Origin of the sequence: Paralysiella testudinis (assembly GCF_016894345.1) — a bacterium.
In the GTDB taxonomy this organism is placed as follows: Bacteria; Pseudomonadota; Gammaproteobacteria; order Burkholderiales; family Neisseriaceae; genus Paralysiella; species Paralysiella testudinis.
The window spans coordinates 2,734,085-2,754,947 of record NZ_CP069798.1; the positions used below are offsets into that span (position 1 = coordinate 2,734,085).

The window sequence follows — 20,863 nt, forward strand, 5'->3', positions numbered from 1 at the left end:
CATGGACTTTAACCAAGCGCGTTACAACATGGTAGAACAACAAATCCGTCCGTGGGACGTATTGGATTTCGACTTACTGGATGTATTGGGCGATGTGCCGCGCGAAGCCTTTGTGCTGCCCGAACAGCAAAACGTGGCTTATACCGACCAAGCACTCAAGCTGGCCAACGGCGGCATGATGCTGGAGCCCAAAATCGTGGCGCGCCTGATTCAGGCCTTGGCCTTGAATAAAGGCGACAAAGTATTGGAAGTGGGTACCGGCTCCGGCTATGCCACTGCCATTCTGGCCAAACTGGCCGGCCAGGTGTTAAGTGTGGATGTGGACGCCGAGCAACAACAACGCGCCCAAGCCGCCTTAGCCGATTTGCATTTGGACAATATCCAGTTTCAGGTAGCCGATGGCTTAGCCGGTGTAGACAGCGGCGCACCTTACAGCGCCATTTATGTGGGCGGCTCCGTGCCGGTATTGCCCGAAGCCCTGCAACAACAGCTGGCCGACGGCGGCAGCATGGTGGTAATCGTGGGCGCCGAGCCGGTGATGCGTGCCTGCCTGATTCGCCGCCAAGGCAATGAATTCAGCACCCGCGTACTGTTCGACACCGTGGTGCCCGCTTTGCACAGCCCGGCCACACCGGCGCCCTCTGCGTTTTCGTTTTAACCCAACCGAGCCGGCATGAGCGACATCCACACCCTCTCCCCCGCCCAATTACAGCAATGGCAGCAACAAGGCCGCCGCTTTACCTTGCTCGACGTGCGCGAAGACGATGAAGTGGCCTACGCCGCCCTGCCCGGCCATGTCCACATCCCCATGAACCGCATCCCCTTGCGCCACAACGAGCTGGCCGACGACATGCCGATTGTGGTCTATTGCCACCACGGCATCCGCAGCATGCAGGTAGCCTTGTTTCTGGCACAAGCCGGTTTTGACGAACTTTATAACTTAAGCGGCGGCATCGACGCTTGGTCGCAAACGGTGGACAACAGCGTGCCGCGTTATTGATGCGAAAAAGAAAAAAGCCAGACTGCAACAGTCTGGCTTTGATTATTTTTGGCGCACCCGACAGGGTTCGAACCTGTGACCTCCGGCTTCGGAAACCGACACTCTTCCAACTGAGCTACGGGTGCGCGACATCAAACAAGCGGGCTAGTGTAGCCGAAAACGCCGCGCAGGGCAAAAAGTTTTATGCAATCCAAAGCTGCCTGAAACCTTGCATGCCAATACTGGGCAAAAACAGCGATTGTTTAAATCTTTTCAGGCAGCATCTGCGCGTACACATTTATTATTTCCATCCACCCATAAACCGCCCTATCAATCGCCCTATCAATCGCCCAGCAACACCACAGTCGCATTTGCGCCGCCTTTATTAGCGATTTTTTTGCGTTAAGCCAAGAATTGCGATTGGAAAGCCCAAACGAATTCAGTATAATCCAGCAAATTATTGTTAATGCAATTTAACAAGACAACAACAAGATTTTCGTCACAACCCACCAAAACGGCGAGGCCTATTTCACATGAAGCACTACAAAAGCAAAGCCCAAGGCTCGGCATTAACCACGCTTATCGGCGGCATTGTCATTCTACTGGCGGTATTGTTTTTGCTGGTAAAACTGGCCACCAGCGGCTACTACAGCGATGTAGCCGACAACACCGCCACCGCAGTAGAAACCCGCATCATGCCGGTGGGCAACCTCACCATGGGCGATGGCACTCCGGTAGGCCAGCGTACCGGTGAGCAGATTTTCAATAAAATCTGCATCCAGTGCCACGCCGCCGACAGCAGCGTACCCAACTCACCCAAAATCACCCACAACGGTGAATGGGCGCCGCGCATCGCCCAAGGCTTCGCCACCTTAATCAAACACGCCACCGAAGGTTTTAACGCCATGCCAGCCCGCGGCGGCGACACCACCCTGACCGACGACGAAGTGGCGCGTGCCATTGCCTATATGGCCAATCAGTCCGGCGGCAACCTCACGCCACCGCCAGTAGCCGGTGGTGACGGTGCAGCCTCTGCCGCCTCAACAGCCACCGCCAGCACCCCGGCAACCGACGGTGCCAAAGTGGCAGACGGCAAGGCCGTGTTCGACAGCCTGTGTATGGCTTGCCACAACGCCAATTCCGCCATTCCGTTCGCCCCCAAAATCACCCACAATGCCGACTGGACAGTCCGCCTGAAGCAAGGCAAAGACACGCTGTTCAAACACGCTATTGAAGGCTACACCGGTCCGGACGGCGGCATCATGCCAGCCAAAGGCGGCAATGCCAATCTGAGCGATGAAGAAGTAAAAGCGGCAGTGGTATACATGGTGAACCAATCTGGCGGCAAATTCTAAGCTAGGCGCTAAGTTAAGCGCAGCCCAAACCAAAAGCTGCCTGAAACCCTCTCCAAGCGTGCCGCCAGGCACGCTTTTTATTTGCACAACATCAAATCTATGACACCCACATCCCCCCTTTTCCAGACCTTACCGGCTGGCCCACTGGACATCATCGGCGACGTGCACGGCGAATGGGCAGCACTGCAAGCGCTGTTACACCACTTGGGCTACGACGAACAAGGCCGCCATCCGCAAGGCCGCAAACTGGTGTTTGTGGGCGACTTGTGCGATCGCGGCCAAGACAGCCCGGCCGTGCTGGACTGGGTGACGCAAGCCATGGCCGCCGAACGTGCTTGGGCGGTGCTGGGCAACCACGAGCTCAACCTGCTGATGAGCGACCCCAAAGACGGCTCCGGCTGGTATTTTCAGCCGCGTCCGCAAGACGAGCAGCGTTATGCGCCATGGCAACACTATCCCGAGCAACATAAAGCTGCGCTGCACGCACAATTGCAGCAATGGCCGCTGCTGCTGCAACGTGCCGATTTGCGCATCATCCATGCCGCTTGGCTGCCTGAAAGCCTACAGCAAATCGCCGATGCCGGTACCATGCCCCTATTGGCGCAATACCGACATTGGGAAGCCGATTTCCATAGCCAATTTCAACGCAGCGAATGGCATGATGCTTATCACCAAGAGCAGCAGCATTTCCAGGCAGCCTTGGAAGACGAAAGCCACCCCATGGCCTATTTGCCCGCCACCGGCGCTTATGATTTGCTGCGCAGCCACGCCAACCCCATCCGTGCACTGACCTGCGGCGTAGAAATCGAAGCACCAGCACCGTTTTATGCCAACGGCCGCTGGCGCTTTACCGCCCGTTCCCCGTGGTGGCACAACTACCAACAAGCCACGCCAGTGCTGATCGGCCATTACTGGCGCACTTGGCAAACCCAGCCCACGCCACCGCACCGCCTCACCCTGTTTACCGAAGCGGCGCAAGCCTGGCAAGGGGCGCAACAATCGGTTTTCTGCCTGGATTACTCGGTAGGCGCGCGCTGGCGCGAACGCCGCAACGGCGTACCCACGAGCCGGTCACGTTTTCATCTGGCCGCCATGCGCTGGCCAGAACAAGTATTGGTGCGAGACGACGGCACCGTCAGCACCGCCGTGCGCTAAACCAATGCCGATACTGCCCATTCATGCCATAATTCAGATAGTGGGTCAAAAAGCATACTGCTTAAATTTTAGTCAAAAAACAGAATCATTATTTACATGAGACAACACAAAACAAAGCCGTATTTATCTGCATCTTCATTAATCTATAGAACGTTTTTTTACCTTGCCAGCACGTGTTTTCAGCGGCATACTTTTTAAGCCACCACCCATCATGCGTTCTCTTTAACCCGCAGGCTGCCTGAACCCCTGCTCCAAACCCGAAAACCATCATGTCCAACACCGTATTGCGCCAACTCAAAACCCGCCATTTATCCATGATTGCCATTGGCGGCAGCATCGGCACCGGGCTGTTTATGGCCAGCGGCAGCGCCATCCACACCGCGGGGCCCGGCGGTGCACTCTTGGCTTATGCCGCCATCGGCCTAATGGTGTATTTTTTGATGACATCCTTGGGCGAAATGGCCACCTATTTGCCCACTTCCGGATCGTTTGCCACCTATGCCGCCCGCTTTGTCGACCCTTCGCTGGGTTTTGCGCTGGGCTGGAATTATTGGTTTAACTGGGTAATTACCGTGGCCGCCGACATCACCATCGCCGCTCTGGTCATCAGCTATTGGGAGCCACTGCGCTTTTTGCCCGCCTGGGGCTGGAGCATGGTGTTTTTTACGCTGATTTTCCTGCTCAATACCTTATCCGTGCGCGCTTATGGCGAATCGGAATATTGGTTTGCGCTGATTAAAGTGATTACGGTGATTGTGTTTTTGGGCGTGGGCGTGCTCACCATTTTCGGTATTTTAGGCGGCCAATACATTGGTTTGGCCAATTTCACCAGCGGTGATGCCCCCTTTCTGGGCAATGGTTTCTCCGGCAGTTTTTTCACCATTTTGGGCGTGTTTCTGATTGCCGGCTTCTCCTTTCAAGGCACCGAATTGGTGGGCATCACCGCCGGCGAATCGGAAAACCCGCAGCACAGCATTCCCAAAGCCATCAAGCAGGTGTTTTGGCGCATTCTGATTTTCTATATTCTGGCCATTGCCGTGATCGGCCTGTTGATTCCCTACACCAGCCCCGAGCTGCTGGGCGCCGATGTGGATGAAATCAGCAAGTCGCCGTTTACCTTGGTATTCGAGCGCGCCGGCTTGGCTTTTGCCGCCGCGGTGATGAATGCCGTAATCCTCACTTCCATTCTGTCGGCCGGCAATTCCGGCATGTATGCTTCCACCCGCATGCTCTACGCCATGGGCAACAGCGGCATGGCCTACGCCCGCTTTGGCCGGGCGGATCGCCGCGGCGTACCCATCTGGGCCTTGCTGGCCACCGCCATCGTGGCCTTGGGGATTTTTCTGCTGCAAATGGTGAGCGATGGCGCTTACGAATACATCGTGGCCGCCTCCGGCCTCACCGGCTTTATCGCCTGGCTGGGCATTGCCATCAGCCACTACCGCTTCCGCCGCGCCTATTTGGCACAAGGCAAATCGTTGCAAGATTTGGTTTACCGTGCCAAATGGTTTCCTTTTGGCCCCTTGCTGGCGTTGGCTTTGTGTATTTTGGTGATTATCGGCCAAGACACACAATGGCTGCTGCACGGCGAATTTGATTGGCAACGCATGGTGATTACCTATATGGGGCTGCCGGTGTTTGTGGGCTTTTATGTCTATCACAAGCTGCGCCACCACACCCGTAAAATTCCTTTGGATCAGGTGAATCTTAGCCAAGATGCGGATTGAAGCCATCATTAAACCGTATTTGCAAGCCGTATTTGTGTGTTTCAGGCAGCCTTGCCCAAAACTGGCCGCCTGCTGCAAATTGCGTTAAGATGCCGCAGCCTTGTTGTTGATATCCGCCATGCTCACCTATACCCCTGCCGTACAACATGCCCAGCCACCCGCCTCCGAGCGGCCGTGGCTGTTGCTGTTATTGGCGTTTGTGTGGCTGTGGCCGGGCGTGTTTGCCCATGACTTATGGGCGCCGATGGAGCCGCAGCTGCTCACAGTGATTGAACAATGGCGCAACGGCGGCCACTGGGCGCTGCCCACCTTATTCGACCGGCCTTACTGGGAAGCCGCGCCTGTGTATGTGTGGCTGGGCGCCGCCAGCCAAGCCGTGTTTTCACCGTGGCTGCTAGACGCCTACGAAGCGGTGCGACTGGTGAATGTGGGTTTGATGGCAATCGGTTTTTGTTGTATCGGCGGGGCTGCACGCCAATTTTTAGGACGCCGCTTCGGCCGCACCGCCGTGTTGGTACTGATTGGCTGCCCCGGCTTGCTGATGCCCGCTCATTTGATGAGCACCATTCCCTTGCTGTTCACCGGCGCGGCGATGTGTTTTTACGGCTTATCATTGGCCAAAGCACGGGTGATTATGGCCAGCTTGATGCTGGGCGGCGGCTGGGTGTTGTTGGCGCTTTCAGGCAGCCTTTTATTATCACTGTCCTTGATGTTGCTCGGCGCTTGTTTGCCACTCAGCCCGCATTGGCGCTACCGCCGCTATTATCTGGTGTTGCCCACTGCATTGCTGTGGGCATGGCCGCAAATGCTGCTGTGGCCGTATGCGCTGTATCAGGCCGATACCGCCGCTTTTTTCAGCTGGTGGCAACAGCAAGCCTTAATGCCTTTTGGCGGTTTTGGCCAAATACAATTTGATTTTTCGCTGTGGTATTACCTCAAAAACCTGCTCTGGTTTGCCTTTCCGGCCTGGCCGCTGGCGATTTGGAGCGCTAGCCGCCTGCGCCTGGCCGACAGCGACTGGGGCATCCTCGGAATGGCATGGTTGGCTTTATTGGGCTTTTTGCTGGCGGTGTCGCCACTGCAATTTCAAGATTTGTTGGTGATTTTACTGCCGCCCTTAGCGGTATTCGGCGCCGCCAAACTGGACGCCCTGCGCCGGGGTGCGGCGGCCTTTTTAAATTGGTTCGGCATCATGACCTTTGGCCTGCTGGCGCTGTTTTTATGGCTGGGCTTTGCCGCCATGAACTACGGTTGGCCGCTCAAGCTGGCCGAACGCGCCGTGTATTTCAGCCCCTATTACCAAACCGATGTCGACTACTTCCCCATACTGGTGGCCTGCGTGTTCACGCCACTGTGGCTGTGGGCCATCACCCGCCAGCACGTGCGCGGCCGCCAAGCGGTAACCAATTGGGCCGCCGGCATTACCTTAAGCTGGTCTTTGCTGCTGACTCTGTTTCTACCCTGGCTGGATGCGGCCAAAAGCCAACGCCCGGTGGTGCAGCAAATGCAAAAAGCCTTTGATGCCGATGCCGTGCGCCGCCTGCAAGCCGGGCAGGAATGCGTGAGCGTGGAAGCAGGCAACCACACTGCGCGCATCGCCTGGCAGCAATACGGCTGGCTCACCTTGGATGTAGACAACCCGCACTGCCGCTACCGGCTGGTACGCCGCAGCCCGCAAGCCACCACACCCGCAGCGGGCTGGCAAGAATTGTGGGCCGGCGCGCGCCCGCGTGAAAAACGCGAATGGCTGGCTTTGTGGCAGCGTTTGCCCGCCAAACCCACAGAGCCCGCAAAAACGCTACAATAAAACCCTATTGCCAGAGAGAAACCGCCATGCAAACCGACCACACGCCCCACAATATCAATGTAGACGCCGCCGAAATCGACAAATTCAGCCAATTAGCCCACAAATGGTGGGACAAAGACAGCGAATTCAAACCCCTGCACGACATCAACCCGTTGCGCTTGGGCTATATCAACCGCTTTGCCCACATTGAAGGCAAAACCGTGCTTGATGTGGGCTGCGGCGGCGGTATTCTTACCGAAGCCATGGCCCGCGGCGGCGCCACCGCCACCGGCATCGATATGGCCAAAAAATCGCTTCAAATCGCCCAATTGCACGCATTGGAAGGCGGCATCAGCAATGTGGCCTACCGCTTAATCAGCGTAGAAGCGCTGGCCGAAGCCGAACCCGCCAGTTTTGATGTGGTTACCTGCATGGAAATGATGGAACATGTGCCCGACCCGGCCAGCATCGTGCGCGCCTGCGCCCGCTTGGCCAAACCGGGCGGCTGGGTGTTTTTCTCCACGCTAAACCGCAAACCGAAAGCCTATTTACACGCCATTTTGGGCGCCGAATACCTGCTGCAAATGCTGCCGCGCGGCACCCACGACTACCAAAAATTCATCACTCCCGCCGAATTGGCACGCATGTGCCGCCAAGCCGGGCTGGAGCTGGTCGACAGCAAAGGCTTGTCTTACAACCCGCTAAGTAAACAATACCGCCTAATCGACAGCTTGGATGTCAACTACATGATCGCCTGCCGCGTGGCCGGATAATCCTTATACTGAGCTTGATAATCAAGGCTGCCTGAAGACACAATATAGTGAAATGCATAACAAAGTGTTACGGCGTTGCTGCGCCTTGCCGTACTATTTGTACTGTCTGCGGCTTCGCGCCTTGTATCACTTTATTCTTCATTCCACTATAGCTTCAGGCAGCCTTGGTTTATGTTCAACTCAAAAATCAAACCCGTAAAGCAGCAAGCCGCAAACGGCGCAGCTTGCAAACCCCACCTTCTCCCTGCCCAGCGGGTCGCATTGGCTGTGGCACGGCATGGCCGCCGCGCTGCATTTTGAACGCGATACGGTTGCCCGTTATTGGCGCATTATCGACAGTGCACCCGGCTCGGTTACTGTGGTTTGGCATCGTTATATGGCGGCGCAAGTGGTGGGCAGCGGCCTTGATGGAAGAAAACCCGACCGCATTGCGTTTGAAGGAGCTGGAAACGCGGAAAAAGTCACCGAAAAAATCGACAACATCTCCGTTTTCGGCGGCCTAGACGGCGTATTGAACGGCTTGATCAATATTCAAACCACGCCGCCGAAATAAGATTACCTTGAACCGTAAGATGGCAAGGCCGCCACCGCCGCCTTGCCATCTTATTTTCGACTGGGTATGACGCCGCCATTTAGCGCCGCAAAATAGTCACGCCAAACGCATTGGGGCCGATATGGGCGCCGGCCACGGGCGAGAGCGGGTAGCCCTCGACAATATGGCCGATTCTGTCGCTTAAGCGCTGGGCAAACTCTTGGTATAGATCGGCATTGCCGCAATACAGCCCCGACACATACACATCTTTACCCTCGATATACTCCACCACCGCATCAGTAACCGCCTCAATGGCGTTTTCGGTTTTGCGCACTTTTTGCAAGGTGGTGAAGGCGCTGTTTTCGAATTTCAGGATTGGCTTTACCTGCAACATCGAGCCGATCAGGCCGCCCGCCATCGACAAGCGGCCGTTTTTGACCAGATAGCGCAATGAATTCACGCCAAAAATAATCACGCATTTGCTGCGCAGGGTTTCCAGCTTTGCCAACACTTCTTCAACTGAAAAGCCTTTTTTCAGCAGGCGGCTGGCTTCTTGGGCAAACATGCCTTCAGGCACCGACACGCTGCCGGTATCGAATACATGCACATTCAAGCGCCCCTGCATCAGCGCTGCCACTTCGCGTATGCGCTCAAAAGTTTTGCTCAATGAGGCGGCGATGGTGGTAATGATTACATCGGTATAACCGTTCATGTATAAATCCATCAACTGGTCGGAAATATAATCAAATTCCGGCGGCCGCGTGGTGGCCAATTTATCGGGGTTGTCCAGCAGCCATTGGTAAAAAGACTTGGCATCCATTTGCTCGCCATCGGCATAAGCCTGCCCTTCAATCAAGACATCCAAACGCAAAATGCGGATATCCGGGTCTTTATTGCGGAAATAATCCAACGAACCGGTGGAAGTGGACATCACCGCAAAGCGCTCTGCAGCAAATACAGCATGATTCATGTTTGCTCTCCTAATGATGCGGGCGTGAACCGCACAACGGCTTATCTATTATTATTTGGTGGTGTCCTGAAAAGTATGCTGCTGAAAAAAGCAAGATCCAACAAGGTAAAAGTCATGGTGCAGGGAAATAAGAAACTATAGATAAACAGGGATTTTTCTGTTTCGCTTATGTAAATAATAGTCTTATTTTTTGCCTAAAATATAGGCAGCATACTTTTCAGGACACCTCCTATTATTTATTGTTTTTATCGGCACCGGAAATGCTTGAAAAAGCTTGGTGCCGGTTTATGGGCTTCAGGCAGCCTTAGGGTCTGTTGACAATTTTTTATTGTAAACCGGCTCTTAAAACAAGATCTTCCGACACTACAAAAACAAGCCGATGCGTTTGATTATACCAATCCTAAAAAATAACCTAACTGCGTTGGCTCGCCTAGCCGTACTACTTGTACTGTCTTCGACTCAGCTCAAAGAGAACGATTTACTAGGGTGCTGAAGCACCAAGTAAATCAGTTCCGCCTTGTTATCTTATTTTTTAGAATTGGTATTACATTCAATCGACATGTATTTGAAGTTTACAGAACATAACACACTTAAAAAGCACTGTCTTGTGCTTGTTTAGAGCATTTATTCACCATAAAAAACACCGCTGGATTCTGAATCCAGCGGTGTTTTATTTGATTTAAAACAATTTATTTATCCGAAATAACTATCTGCATCGATGCCGTTTGTGGCTGTGCCAAAATCTTGTCCACCATTTCACTGCTGTCTGTCGACAAGGCTGCTTGGGCGCGGATGCGCTGCAATTGCGCACGCATCAAGGCCTGCCGTTGCGGCTCCAATCGCGCCAACAAGCTGAACGCCTGTACCAGCCGCGCCGCTACTTGCGGGTTAAAGGCATCGATGGTGATGATGTGATCGGCCACAAAGGCGTAGCCGCTGCCATCGCCGGCGTGAAAGTGGCGCATATTGCGCGTGAATGCGCCCAGCAAAGCACGCACTTTGTTCGGGTTTTCCAGACTGAACGCCGGGTGTGCTAAGGCTGCCTGAACCTGCTGTGGCGTGTCGGCGCGCAAGCTGCTGCCAATCAGGCTGAAATACTTGTCCATCACCAAGGCATCGCCGCCGTGGCGGCGGGCGAAGTGGGCCAGCAATTGGTTGCGGTCGTCGTGCGGCTGGTGGTTGATGGCAGCGAGCATGCCCCATTCGTGGGTCATGTTGCGGGCCAGTTTGTCATATTGCTGGCGCACATAAGCGAGCATGGCCGGGTTAGCATACAGCACCCACACGCGGATGGCATTTAGAAAGCTACGCACCGCAGCCATATCGGGGTGGTATTCGTAGGGCTGGGCGTGGCCGCTGGCTTCTTCTTGTGCATACGCCCAGCTGCGCCAGCGGTTCAACACCGGCAGGCAGCCACCGGCCACGCTGGTGAGCAGGGCTTCGCGGGCATCGACATAATGCTGCGGGTTGATGTGCTGCTGCCCTTCCCACAATTCGGCTTCGCTGGGTACTTGCAGCAACATGGCTTTGTAGGCCGGGTCTAAATTCTGATTGAGCGCATGCCCCACCGCCTCGGCCAATTCGCTGTGCTGCGGCAGCGGCTGCCCGGCCTGCAAGGCGGCCACATTGGCGGCCACGGCGCGGCGGTAAAGGGTTTGGGCGGCGTCCCACCGGGCAAATTCATCGCTGTCGTGTGCCAGCAGTAAGGCTAGCTCGGTATCGCTATAAGGGTAATCGAGCTGCACCGGGGCGCTAAAGCCGCGCAACAGCGACGGCACCACGACTTCGGCCACGCCAAATAAGGTAAACGCTTGCGACGCTTGTTGCAGCAGTAATACCGCTTCGCTTTGCCAATCGCCATCGGCGCTGATTTTGAAGCGCACCGCTTCGCCTGCGTGGTTGAGCAGGCCGATTTTCACCGGGATCAGCATCGGCTGTTTGTCTGCCATGTCCGGCGTGGGCGCGAGACTTTGTTGCAAGGTGAGCGTAAAGGTGTGTGCCGCGCTATCAAGGCTGCCTGAAGCCTGAATATGCGGCGTACCGGCTTGGCTGTACCACAGGGCAAATTGATCCAGATTGATGCCGTTGGCCTCGGCCATGGCGGCGCGGAAGTCGTCGCACGTGACCGCTTGGCCGTCGTGACGCTTGAAATACAACTTCATGCCTTGCTGAAAACCATCTTCACCCAGCAAAGTATGGTACATGCGCACCACTTCGGCGCCTTTTTCGTACACGGTCATGGTGTAGAAATTGTTCATTTCCTCATACGAGGCCGGGCGCACGGGATGGGCGGTGGGGCCGGCGTCTTCCGGAAACTGGTGGCTGCGCAACATGCGTACATTATGGATACGGCGCACGGCGCGGCTGGCGCGGTCGCCGGAAAATTCTTGGTCGCGGAAAACGGTGAGCCCTTCTTTGAGCGAGAGCTGAAACCAGTCGCGGCAGGTAACGCGGTTGCCGGTCCAGTTGTGGAAATACTCATGGCCGATGACCGCTTCAATGCCTTCAAAATCGGCATCGGTGGCGGTGGCGCTGTTGGCCAGCACGTATTTGGTGTTGAAAATATTCAAACCCTTGTTTTCCATGGCGCCCATATTAAAGTCGCCCACCGCCACCACCATATAGATGTCGAGATCATATTCAAGGCCGAAGCGGGTTTCGTCCCAACGCATGGCGTGTTTGAGCGATTCGATGGCAAAGCCGGTTTTGGGCTTGTCGGCGGCACTGGTGTAAAAATGCAGCGCCACCGCTTTGCCCGAGGCGGTAGTAAATTGGTCTTTGCTCAAAGCCAAATCCCCGGCCACCAAGGCAAATAAATACGCGGGTTTGGCAAAAGGATCGCGCCATTTCACCCAATGCCGCCCTTTATCTAGACTGCCTGAATCAATCAAATTGCCGTTGGACAACAACACCGGATGGCGTTTTTTGTCGGCTCTGATGGTGGTGGTGAATTTGGCCATCACATCGGGGCGGTCGAAGTAATAGCTGATTTTGCGAAAACCCTCCGGCTCGCACTGGGTGTAGAGATTGCCGTTGCTTTCATACAACCCCATCAGCGATTTGTTTTGCGCCGGATACAGGCGGGTGGTGATGTCCAGCACAAAGGTGTCGTTGGGCACGCGGGCAATGGTGAGCCGCTCTTCGGCCAAGGTATAGGCGCTTTCAGGCAGCGTTTCGCCATCCAGTTTGATGTTCACCAATTCGGCACTGCCGTCGAGCACGCACGGTGCGCCTGCGGTTTGCGGTTTGAGCACCAGCCGCGATTTAACGGTGGTGTGCGCAGCCTCAATGTCAAAAGTCAGGTCGATTTGCGCCACGGCAAAATCCGGGGCGCGGTAGTCTGTTAAGTAATGCACGGTTTTGTTGCTGCTCATGATGTTTTGCTCTGCCAACACAAAAAACGCATTTTAGAGGATTAGCATCCTTTCAGGCAGCCCATAAAGCAAAATACCGTAAAGCAAAGCGCTTTACGGTAGGGTTTAGCCAAGTCACCATACTAACGCTGGCAACTGCCCCCGCGTTTGCCCAGCAGCGTATACAGGCCACACCACCCCACAAGGCCGGTCAGCAAAGGCACCAAGCCTATCCAGCCCCACGGCGTTTGCGGCCCCACAAACACCAGCGCAATCAGCGCCAGCCCCACCAACACCCGAATAATGCGCTCGGTTTTTCCAACATTACGGCAAAACATACGGCTCTCCTTGGGTTTGCATCACCACAGATGCCGCCATATTACATCACATAATCATGAAATGTAAATATAATGATATCATTGTGGGCATGTAATAACTGGCTTAGAATAAGTATTTCCCTTTATTTGACTTCACCCTATAGGCACCATCATGCCCGATATGTTTGCCAACGCCCAAATCGCTTCCAAACTGCTGAAGCTGATTGCCCATCCGCATCGGCTGATGATTTTATGCTTATTGCTGGAAGGCAAAAAAAACGTGACCGAGCTTACCGAAGCCGTGGGCATCAGCCAAACGGCGATGTCCAACCATCTGGCGCGTTTGCGCAGTGAGCGTTTGGTGGATTTCACCCGCTACCACCGCAGCTTGGTATATGAGCTCACCGCCGATGAAGTGCGCCAAATTATTGCCGCCCTGCACCAGATTTACTGTGCCGATGAAAGCGAAAACGGCCAATAAAACCAAAACAAAATAGAAGCAAACAAAAAAGGCTGCCTGAAAATATTCAGGCAGCCTTTTTTGTGCAATGGCGATATAGTGAATTAAATTTGAATCAAGACAAGGCGGCGAGCCGCAGACAGTACACACGTACGGAACAGAGTTTGTTGGTGCTTTAGCACCTTACAAAATCGTTCTCTTCGAGCTAAGGCGAGCCAACGCAGTATTGGTTCAAATTTAATTCACTATACTATAAAACTATACCCGCTGGCGGCGCACACCATAATTGGCCTGCAATAAAGCACATTGCGGCCGGCTGTGACTGCGGCGCACGCGGCCGGGAATGCGGTTGCAGGCCGCGCCCACATCTTTGCTTTCCGGGGGCATTTCGGTGTTGCTGCGGGTTTCCTTGTATTCGCGGCTGTTGCGCCCTTCCCTGCCCTTATTGCGGCTACCACGTGCATTGCTGCGCTCTTGGTTGCGGCCACTGTCGACCTGTTGCAAGTCGGTGCGCGGCGGGCGTGTTGGCGCCGCCGGAGCGGCGGTTTGGCCGTTTAGGGCGTCCCACCAGCGCGGCTCGAAGCCTTCGATGCGCTCTACCGGCAAGTCGTTTTTAATCAATTCTTTAATCGATTCAAACATCTTGTGTTCGTGTTCGTCCATTAGCGAAATCGCCACGCCCTCGGCGCCGGCGCGGCCGGTGCGGCCAATGCGGTGCACATAATCTTCCGGGCTGGTGGGCAGCTCGTAGTTAATCACAAACGGCAATTCGGCAATGTCCAAACCGCGGGCGGCCACATCGGTGGCCACCAGCACGCGCAGGCTGCCTTCCTTGAATTGCGCCAGCGTTTCCAAGCGGCTTTGTTGCGATTTGTCGCCATGAATCGCTTGGGCGCTGATGCCGCGGCGCACCAAATCACGGTGCACCTGATCCACGCTTTGCTTGGTTTTGCAAAACACAATCACCTGGCTCATGTTTAAATCCAAAATCAGCCGCTCCAACAGCGCCCGTTTGCGTCCGGTGTCGATGGCAATTACATGCTGCTCTACACCGGCGGCAGCGGTGTTTTGCGCCGCCACGGCAATTTCTTCCGGCTGGTGCATAAAGTCTTGCGCCAAACGGCGGATGGGCGGCGCAAAGGTGGCTGAAAACAGCAGCGTTTGGCGCTGTTTGGGCAGCATCTGCATGATTTTGCGGATGTCGTCGATAAAACCCATGTCCAGCATGCGGTCGGCTTCGTCGAGCACCAAAATTTCCACTTTATTCAACTGAATATTCTTTTGCTGCACATGGTCGAGCAAACGCCCCACCGTGGCCACCACAATTTCGCAGCCGGCGCGCAGCGCCTGCTTTTGCGGCTCCATATTCATGCCGCCGAACAACACGGTGTGGCGCAGGCTCAGGTTTTTCATATATGCCTGCACGTTTTGGTCGATTTGATCGGCCAGCTCGCGCGTGGGCGTGAGCACCAACATGCGCACCGGATGCATCGCCGGTGAGGTGCTGGTGGTGGCGTAGCGCTTGAGCCGCTCTAAGCTTGGCAACATAAAGGCGGCGGTTTTGCCGGTGCCGGTTTGCGCCGCCGCCAGCAAGTCATGCCCGGCCAGCGCTTTGGGAATGGCGGCAGCCTGAATCGGGGTGGGGGTTTCGTAGCCCTGCTCGGTGAGGGCGGAAACGATTTCCTGAGACAAACCCAGGGCAGAAAATGTGCTCACGTCAATATACTCCGGGCCGGGCACGCCTTGCTTACTCACAAAACATGCGCCGGCAAAATAACAGGTTTGCCCGTATCTGCTTTGCTTGCGCTTGAATGCAATGGGCAGACATACCGGCAACAACACCAAGGCCGCACGCCACATAAGCGGTGCGGGCAATGAAAATGGGGTAGCCAAGTTTAGCGCTGCAACCACAATAGCAGCGCCGCTGGCACAACAAAAAGCCCCATGCGGCCATTAATCCAACCCAGGGCTTTTGTATCAGCTCGGCAGTGTACCATTTTTCCCCCGCACCGGCAGCATTGCCATGGCAATCGATACGACAAAAACCCGCAGCGGGCAACCACATCAAGCATGGTTTGTGCGATAATCGCCAGCAGTTATTTTTTAAATTCCGTAGGAATGAGTAAGCGCAATGTCTGACGAAAAAAGCAAAGCCCTCGCCGCCGCACTGGCGCAAATCGAGAAAAATTTTGGCAAAGGCTCCATCATGAAAATGGATGGCAGCCACAAAGATGAAAATCTGGAAGTGATTTCCACCGGCTCTGTCGGTTTGGATGTAGCGCTGGGCGTGGGCGGCTTGCCGCGCGGGCGCGTGGTGGAAATCTACGGCCCCGAGTCGTCGGGCAAAACCACTTTGTGCTTGGAAGCGATTGCCCAATGCCAAAAAGGCGGCGGCACCTGCGCCTTTATTGATGCCGAAAACGCCTTCGACCCGATTTACGCACGCAAGCTGGGCGTGAAGGTGGAAGAATTGCTGGTATCCCAGCCCGATACCGGCGAGCAAGCACTGGAAATCTGCGACATGTTGGTGCGCAGCGGTGGTGTAGACATGGTGGTGATTGACTCGGTGGCTGCACTGGTGCCCGAAGCCGAAATCAAAGGTGAAATGGGCGACAGCCATGTGGGCTTGCAAGCGCGCCTAATGAGCCAAGCTTTGCGCAAGCTCACCGGCAACATCAAAAAAACCAACACCTTAGTGGTGTTTATCAACCAAATCCGCATGAAAATCGGCGTGATGTTCGGCAGCCCCGAAACCACCACCGGCGGCAATGCGCTCAAATTCTACGCTTCCGTGCGCCTGGACATCCGCCGCACCGGCCAGATTAAAAAAGGCGACGATGTGTTGGGCAATGAAACGCGGGTGAAAGTGATTAAAAACAAAGTAGCGCCGCCGTTCAAACAAGCCGAATTCGATATTCTCTACGGCGAAGGCATCAGCTGGGAAGGCGAATTGATCGACATCGGCGTGAAGCTCAATATCGTGGAAAAATCCGGCGCTTGGTATAGCTACAACGGCAGCAAAATCGGCCAAGGCAAAGACAACACCCGCATTTGGCTGAAGGAAAACCCGGAAGTAGCACAAGAAATTGACGCCAAAATCCGCGCTGCCGTAGGCACCAACATCAGCATCACCGAAGGGGTGATTGATGAGACCGACGGCGAAGCGCCGGAAGAATAATACCAATCATAAAAAATAAGATAACAAGGCGGCGAGCCGCAGACAGTACAAGTAGTACGGCAAGGCGAGTCAACGCAGTTAGGTTATTTTTTAGGATTGGTATAAGCCGCTTTAAATTCAAAACAGCCCTTAGGGGCTGTTTTTGTGCACCGCTGCTTTCAGGCAGCCTTAAACTTTGCTAATCTGCGTTTATGTTTCCACCCAAGGCCACCATCATGAACAGCGAAGACATTGCCATCAAACAGCCGCCGCATTTGTTTAGCGAAACCCAGGAAATCATCGCCCAGCTGGAAGCGCATCTGCAAGCGCCTTTGCTGTGCTACTGGAACAGCCACCGTGGCGGCATTTGCGCCAACGATGTACTGGCCTTATATCAGATTATGGAATACGTGCAGCAAACCGACACTGCCTATGTGTTTATCAAAAGCGATGGCGGCTCCGGCAAAGAAGCGCTGCGCATGATTAACCTGATTCGCGGCCATTGCAACAAACTGGTGAGCCTGGTGCCGCTGGAATGCGCCTCTGCGGCCACCATGATGGCGATTGGCGCCGATGAAATCCACATGGGGCCGATGGCCTTTCTCAGCTCAGTCGACACCTCACTCACCCACGATTTATCGCCACTGGATCGCGACAACGACCGCGTATCGGTGAGCCTAGACGAACTGAACCGCGTGGTAAAGCTGTGGCGGCGCAACACCGAAGACACCGGCTCCAATCCCTACAAATCGCTGTTTGAATACGTGCATCCGCTGGTGATTGGTGCGGTAGATCGTGCCGAATCACTGTCGATTATGTTGTGCGAAGAGCTGCTGTCTTATCACATCGACGACAAACAACGCGTGCGCCAAATTGCCGAAGTGCTCAACGCCGGCTACCCCTCGCACAGCTACCCCATTTTGATTGGCGAAGCCCAGCGCATCGGCTTAAATGCCCGCGCACTGGATAAACCGGTAAACGATTTGCTGCTGGCGCTCAATGCGCTCTACAGCGAAATGGGTCAACGCGCCGTAACCGACTTTGACGACACCCGCTCGCATTCCAACGAAATCCTCAATATTCTGGAAGCACGCGACATCCAAGTGTTCTACCAAAACGACAAAGACTGGTTCTACCGCACCGAAGAGCGCCGCTGGCTCACCCTCAACGACAACTCCAATTGGCACGTAACCGAACGCATCGACGGCCAAGAGCAGCATTCTATTTTGCATTTTGCCTAATGATTTAAGCGCGGGTTTCAGGCAGCCTTTTATAGGCTGCCTGAAATCCGCGCTTATTTACGGCCAAGCAATACGGTTTATACCCAGCCTTTTTGGCGGAAAGACTTCAACACCCGCACAAACACCGTCATTTCTTCCGGCGTGCCCAGCGTCAAACGGCTCCAGCCCACCGCAAGCGGGAATTCACGCCCCACCATAATGTGCTGCGCCTTCATGCGTTCCTGATAGGTTTTCACGCTGCCTTTGATTTCATGGAACACAAAATTGGCGTGTGAAGGCACATGGCGCAAACCCAGCTCATCCAGCGCTTGGGTCACAATCGCACGCGAACGGTTTACCGAAGACACACTGCGCTGTTGAAAGTCTTTATCTTGCAAAGAAGCCAGCGCCGCCACCGCCCCGGCCAAATTGGTGTTATCAAGCGACATAAACGCTTCAAACTGCTCAATCAAGGCCGGTGCCGCCAGTGCATAGCCCACCCGCAGCCCCGCCAGCGCATACAATTTGGAGAAGGTGCGGGTTACCGCCACATTTTGCCGCCCGGCCTTCACCCATTCAATGCCGCTCACAAACGCCGGATCGGTTACAAATTCGGCATAGGCCTCGTCCAGCAAGAAAAACTGCTTGTCCGACGAAGCGGCCACCCAGTCTTGCAATACTTTGCCCGGCGTCAGCGTGGCGGTGGGGTTGTTCGGATTGCACAAATAGAAAATACTCAACCCATCAAACCCGGCCGCCGCCCGTTGCATTGCTGCCACATCAAACAACATTTGCGCCGTGAGCGGCACCTTCACCACCGGCACACCCTGCGCCTTGGCATACAGCTCGGCGTAATTAAACGTGGGATCCGGCACCACCAGCTGCACCGCCTGCTGGCGGCTGCGCGCTTGCTGCACCAGCGCCTGCACAATGGCCTGAATGTTTTCGGAAGAGCCGTTGCCCAGCGACAAATGCTTTTCACTCACCCCAAAACGACCGGCCAGCGCCGTTACCAAGGCGGCACGCTGATCATCCGGATAGCGGAATGCTTTAGACAAAGACGCCACCACCGCACGCTCGGCCGAAGGCGCCATGCCGATTGAGTTCTCATTGAAATTCAGCAAAATCGGGCTGTTTGCCGACGGCGTGGGCAATACACCCGGGCGATAGGCTGCGGGGGTTTTGGCGGTGGCCATACCCGGCACGGAAAGCAAGGCTGCACCGGCCATGGAAGCCCCTGTCAACTTGAGCAGAGAACGGCGATTCATTTCCATCATCACTCCTTAAGATTCAGTATCCAACATCATCGAAAACCAAGCCATCGGCTTGGGTAAGTTTATCTAATTCAGTTTACGCCGCCATAGCCAAGCTTATATTGAGCTAATGACAATAAAATGCGGTTTTTATAGCAAACAAAACCAAGCAGCATTCACTGTAGGCATATATAAGCCAACACGCATATGTCAGAAGGCTGCCTGAAAACAGGCAAACTGCTATACTGCACGGCAATATCCATCCGGCACGCGCATCATGATCAGCTTATCCGAATACCAACACCAAGCCGCCCAAGGCCACACCCATATTCCGCTGGTGCAGGAGCTGCTGGCCGATTTGGATACCCCGCTGTCACTCTACTTAAAGCTGGCCAACCGGCCGTTTTCTTATCTGCTCGAATCGGTGGTGGGCGGCGAGCGTTTCGGGCGCTATTCCTTTATCGGCCTGCCCTGCCATACTTACCTAAAAGTAAACGGTGAGCGCACCGACATCTACCGCCAACATAAACTGGTAGAAAGCCACCAAGGCAATCCCCTGCAGGTGATTGAAGAGTTTCAGGCAGCCTTCAAAACCCCGGAAATTCCCAACTTACCTCGCTTCACCGGCGGGTTGGTAGGCTATTTCGGCTATGAAACCATCTACCACTTCGAGCACATCGCCCACCGCTTGCGTGAGTCCGACAAAGCCGACACCATCGGCTTGCCCGATATGCTGCTGATGCTGTCGCAAGAACTTGCGGTGGTTGACAATCTTGCCGGTAAAGTTTATCTGATTGTTTATGCCGACACCGCCCAAGCCAACGGCTACCAAATCGCGCGTGATCGCTTGGAAGCCCTGCGCACCGCCTTGCGCCAAAGCGTGGCCATTCCGCTGTCGCTGGGCAGCGCTGCCACCGAGCCGGAACACGAAACCGGCGCTGAGCGCTACAAAGACTATGTGCGCCGCGTGCGCGATTACATTTTGGCGGGCGACTGCATGCAAGTGGTGCCCAGCCAACGCATCAAACAGCCCTTCAGCGACCACCCGCTCAGCCTCTACCGCGCCCTGCGCACGCTCAACCCCTCGCCGTATATGTTTTACTACGACTTTGGCGACTTCCACGTGGTGGGGGCTTCACCGGAAATCTTAGTGCGCCGCGAACACAACCGCATCACCGTGCGCCCCATCGCCGGCACCCGCCTACGCGGCCAAACCCCTGCCGAAGACGCAGCGCTGGCGACCGAATTGCTCAGCGACGAAAAAGAAATTGCCGAACACGTGATGCTGATTGACTTGGGCCGCAACGATGTCGGCCGCGTCAGCCAAACCGGGCAAGTTGCCGTTACCGATAAAATGGTCATCGAGCGCTACTCGCACGTGATGCACATCGTTTCCAATATCGAAGGCTGCCTGAAAGACAACACCAGCAATATGGCGGTATTGGCCGCCACTTTCCCCGCCGGCACCCTCTCCGGCGCGCCCAAAGTGCGTGCACTGGAAATCATCGAAGAGCTCGAGCCTGCCAAACGCGGCGTATACGGCGGCGCTGCGGGTTATCTGGGCTTTAACGGCGATATGGATTTGTGCATCGCCATCCGCACCGCCGTCATCAAAGACCAAACTCTATATGTGCAAAGCGGTGGCGGCATCGTGGCCGACTCCGACGAAGAAGCCGAATGGCAAGAAACCCAAAACAAAGCGCGTGCTGTTTTGCGTGCGGCGCAAATGGTGCAAGCCGGGCTGGATAAATAAAATTGATACAATTTTCTTCTATAGCCTGATAAAATAAACACTAAGTTGTTTAAAATGTATTATTTGGCATATT

The 20,863-nt window shown here is 54.9% G+C and carries 18 protein-coding genes and 1 tRNA gene; 12 read left to right on the forward strand and 7 right to left on the reverse strand.

The genetic code is table 11. The features are described 5' to 3' along the window. Nucleotide 1: 1 nt before the first annotated feature. Together JQU52_RS13835 and JQU52_RS13840 are read left to right on the forward strand one after the other, a co-directional pair. A complete protein-coding gene (locus JQU52_RS13835) occupies nucleotides 2-658 on the forward strand; it encodes a protein-L-isoaspartate O-methyltransferase family protein (RefSeq protein WP_230339036.1) in 657 nt (218 codons plus the stop codon). A 15-nt stretch (nucleotides 659-673) separates the two neighbouring features. After that, on the forward strand, nucleotides 674-1,000 hold the full coding sequence (locus JQU52_RS13840; RefSeq protein WP_230339037.1) for a rhodanese-like domain-containing protein: 327 nt from the start codon (nucleotides 674-676) through the stop codon (nucleotides 998-1,000). Between the two features lie 49 nt (nucleotides 1,001-1,049). Here JQU52_RS13840 and JQU52_RS13845 read toward each other — a convergent pair. Beyond that, nucleotides 1,050-1,125 (reverse strand) — tRNA-Arg (locus JQU52_RS13845). 387 nt (nucleotides 1,126-1,512) lie between these two features. Here JQU52_RS13845 and JQU52_RS13850 point away from each other — a divergent pair. From JQU52_RS13850 to JQU52_RS13875, 6 genes are all read left to right on the forward strand, one after another. Then, nucleotides 1,513-2,334, forward strand: a complete 822-nt coding sequence (locus JQU52_RS13850; RefSeq protein ID WP_230339038.1) for a c-type cytochrome — start codon at nucleotides 1,513-1,515, stop codon at nucleotides 2,332-2,334. A gap of 99 nt (nucleotides 2,335-2,433) precedes the next feature. Next, nucleotides 2,434-3,489 (forward strand): metallophosphoesterase, encoded by a 1,056-nt coding sequence (locus JQU52_RS13855; protein ID WP_230339039.1) that lies wholly within the window; start codon nucleotides 2,434-2,436, stop codon nucleotides 3,487-3,489. A gap of 314 nt (nucleotides 3,490-3,803) precedes the next feature. Continuing rightward, nucleotides 3,804-5,216 (forward strand): amino acid permease, encoded by a 1,413-nt coding sequence (locus JQU52_RS13860; RefSeq protein WP_452433894.1) that lies wholly within the window; start codon nucleotides 3,804-3,806, stop codon nucleotides 5,214-5,216. A gap of 118 nt (nucleotides 5,217-5,334) precedes the next feature. After that, nucleotides 5,335-7,023, forward strand: a complete 1,689-nt coding sequence (locus JQU52_RS13865; RefSeq protein WP_230340602.1) for an ArnT family glycosyltransferase — start codon at nucleotides 5,335-5,337, stop codon at nucleotides 7,021-7,023. Nucleotides 7,024-7,049: 26 nt separating this feature from the next. After that, nucleotides 7,050-7,775, forward strand: coding sequence for a bifunctional 2-polyprenyl-6-hydroxyphenol methylase/3-demethylubiquinol 3-O-methyltransferase UbiG (gene ubiG, locus JQU52_RS13870; protein WP_230339041.1), 726 nt, complete (start codon nucleotides 7,050-7,052; stop codon nucleotides 7,773-7,775). 277 nt (nucleotides 7,776-8,052) lie between these two features. Next, nucleotides 8,053-8,328, forward strand: a complete 276-nt coding sequence (locus JQU52_RS13875) for a hypothetical protein (protein ID WP_230339042.1) — start codon at nucleotides 8,053-8,055, stop codon at nucleotides 8,326-8,328. Nucleotides 8,329-8,407: 79 nt separating this feature from the next. Here JQU52_RS13875 and JQU52_RS13880 read toward each other — a convergent pair whose 3' ends face one another. From JQU52_RS13880 to JQU52_RS13890, 3 genes are all read right to left on the reverse strand, one after another. Further along, a complete protein-coding gene (locus JQU52_RS13880) occupies nucleotides 8,408-9,277 on the reverse strand; it encodes a DegV family protein (protein ID WP_230339043.1) in 870 nt (289 codons plus the stop codon). Nucleotides 9,278-9,966: 689 nt separating this feature from the next. After that, complete coding sequence (gene pepN, locus JQU52_RS13885) at nucleotides 9,967-12,651, reverse strand: aminopeptidase N (protein ID WP_230339044.1); 2,685 nt, start codon at nucleotides 12,649-12,651, stop codon at nucleotides 9,967-9,969. Nucleotides 12,652-12,773: 122 nt separating this feature from the next. Beyond that, nucleotides 12,774-12,968: a YgaP family membrane protein gene (locus JQU52_RS13890; RefSeq protein ID WP_230339045.1), complete on the reverse strand. Its 195-nt coding sequence runs from the start codon at nucleotides 12,966-12,968 to the stop codon at nucleotides 12,774-12,776. Between the two features lie 151 nt (nucleotides 12,969-13,119). Here JQU52_RS13890 and JQU52_RS13895 point away from each other — a divergent pair, with 151 nt between their 5' ends. Further along, nucleotides 13,120-13,428 (forward strand): ArsR/SmtB family transcription factor, encoded by a 309-nt coding sequence (locus JQU52_RS13895; protein ID WP_230339046.1) that lies wholly within the window; start codon nucleotides 13,120-13,122, stop codon nucleotides 13,426-13,428. A 237-nt stretch (nucleotides 13,429-13,665) separates the two neighbouring features. On the opposite strand, the gene JQU52_RS13900 is transcribed toward JQU52_RS13895, so the two are convergent. Further along, nucleotides 13,666-15,123, reverse strand: coding sequence for a DEAD/DEAH box helicase (locus JQU52_RS13900; protein ID WP_230339047.1), 1,458 nt, complete (start codon nucleotides 15,121-15,123; stop codon nucleotides 13,666-13,668). A gap of 31 nt (nucleotides 15,124-15,154) precedes the next feature. After that, entirely contained in the window at nucleotides 15,155-15,472 is a 318-nt protein-coding gene (locus JQU52_RS13905) for a hypothetical protein (protein WP_230339048.1), read from the reverse strand. A gap of 66 nt (nucleotides 15,473-15,538) precedes the next feature. Here JQU52_RS13905 and recA point away from each other — a divergent pair, with 66 nt between their 5' ends. Both recA and JQU52_RS13915 read left to right on the forward strand, forming a co-directional pair. Then, the gene (recA, locus tag JQU52_RS13910) at nucleotides 15,539-16,585 is read left to right on the forward strand and encodes a recombinase RecA (RefSeq protein WP_230339049.1); all 1,047 of its coding nucleotides are present in this window, start codon (nucleotides 15,539-15,541) and stop codon (nucleotides 16,583-16,585) included. 215 nt (nucleotides 16,586-16,800) lie between these two features. After that, nucleotides 16,801-17,805 carry a Clp protease/crotonase-like domain-containing protein gene (locus JQU52_RS13915; RefSeq protein WP_230339050.1) on the forward strand — a complete coding sequence of 335 codons (1,005 nt, stop codon included), beginning with the start codon at nucleotides 16,801-16,803 and terminating at the stop codon, nucleotides 17,803-17,805. A gap of 77 nt (nucleotides 17,806-17,882) precedes the next feature. On the opposite strand, the gene JQU52_RS13920 is transcribed toward JQU52_RS13915, so the two are convergent. Then, nucleotides 17,883-19,052: a pyridoxal phosphate-dependent aminotransferase gene (locus JQU52_RS13920; RefSeq protein WP_230339051.1), complete on the reverse strand. Its 1,170-nt coding sequence runs from the start codon at nucleotides 19,050-19,052 to the stop codon at nucleotides 17,883-17,885. Nucleotides 19,053-19,314: 262 nt separating this feature from the next. Between JQU52_RS13920 and trpE the strand changes: the two genes are divergently transcribed. Continuing rightward, nucleotides 19,315-20,790, forward strand: coding sequence for an anthranilate synthase component I (trpE, locus tag JQU52_RS13925; protein ID WP_230339052.1), 1,476 nt, complete (start codon nucleotides 19,315-19,317; stop codon nucleotides 20,788-20,790). Nucleotides 20,791-20,863 lie beyond the last annotated feature (73 nt).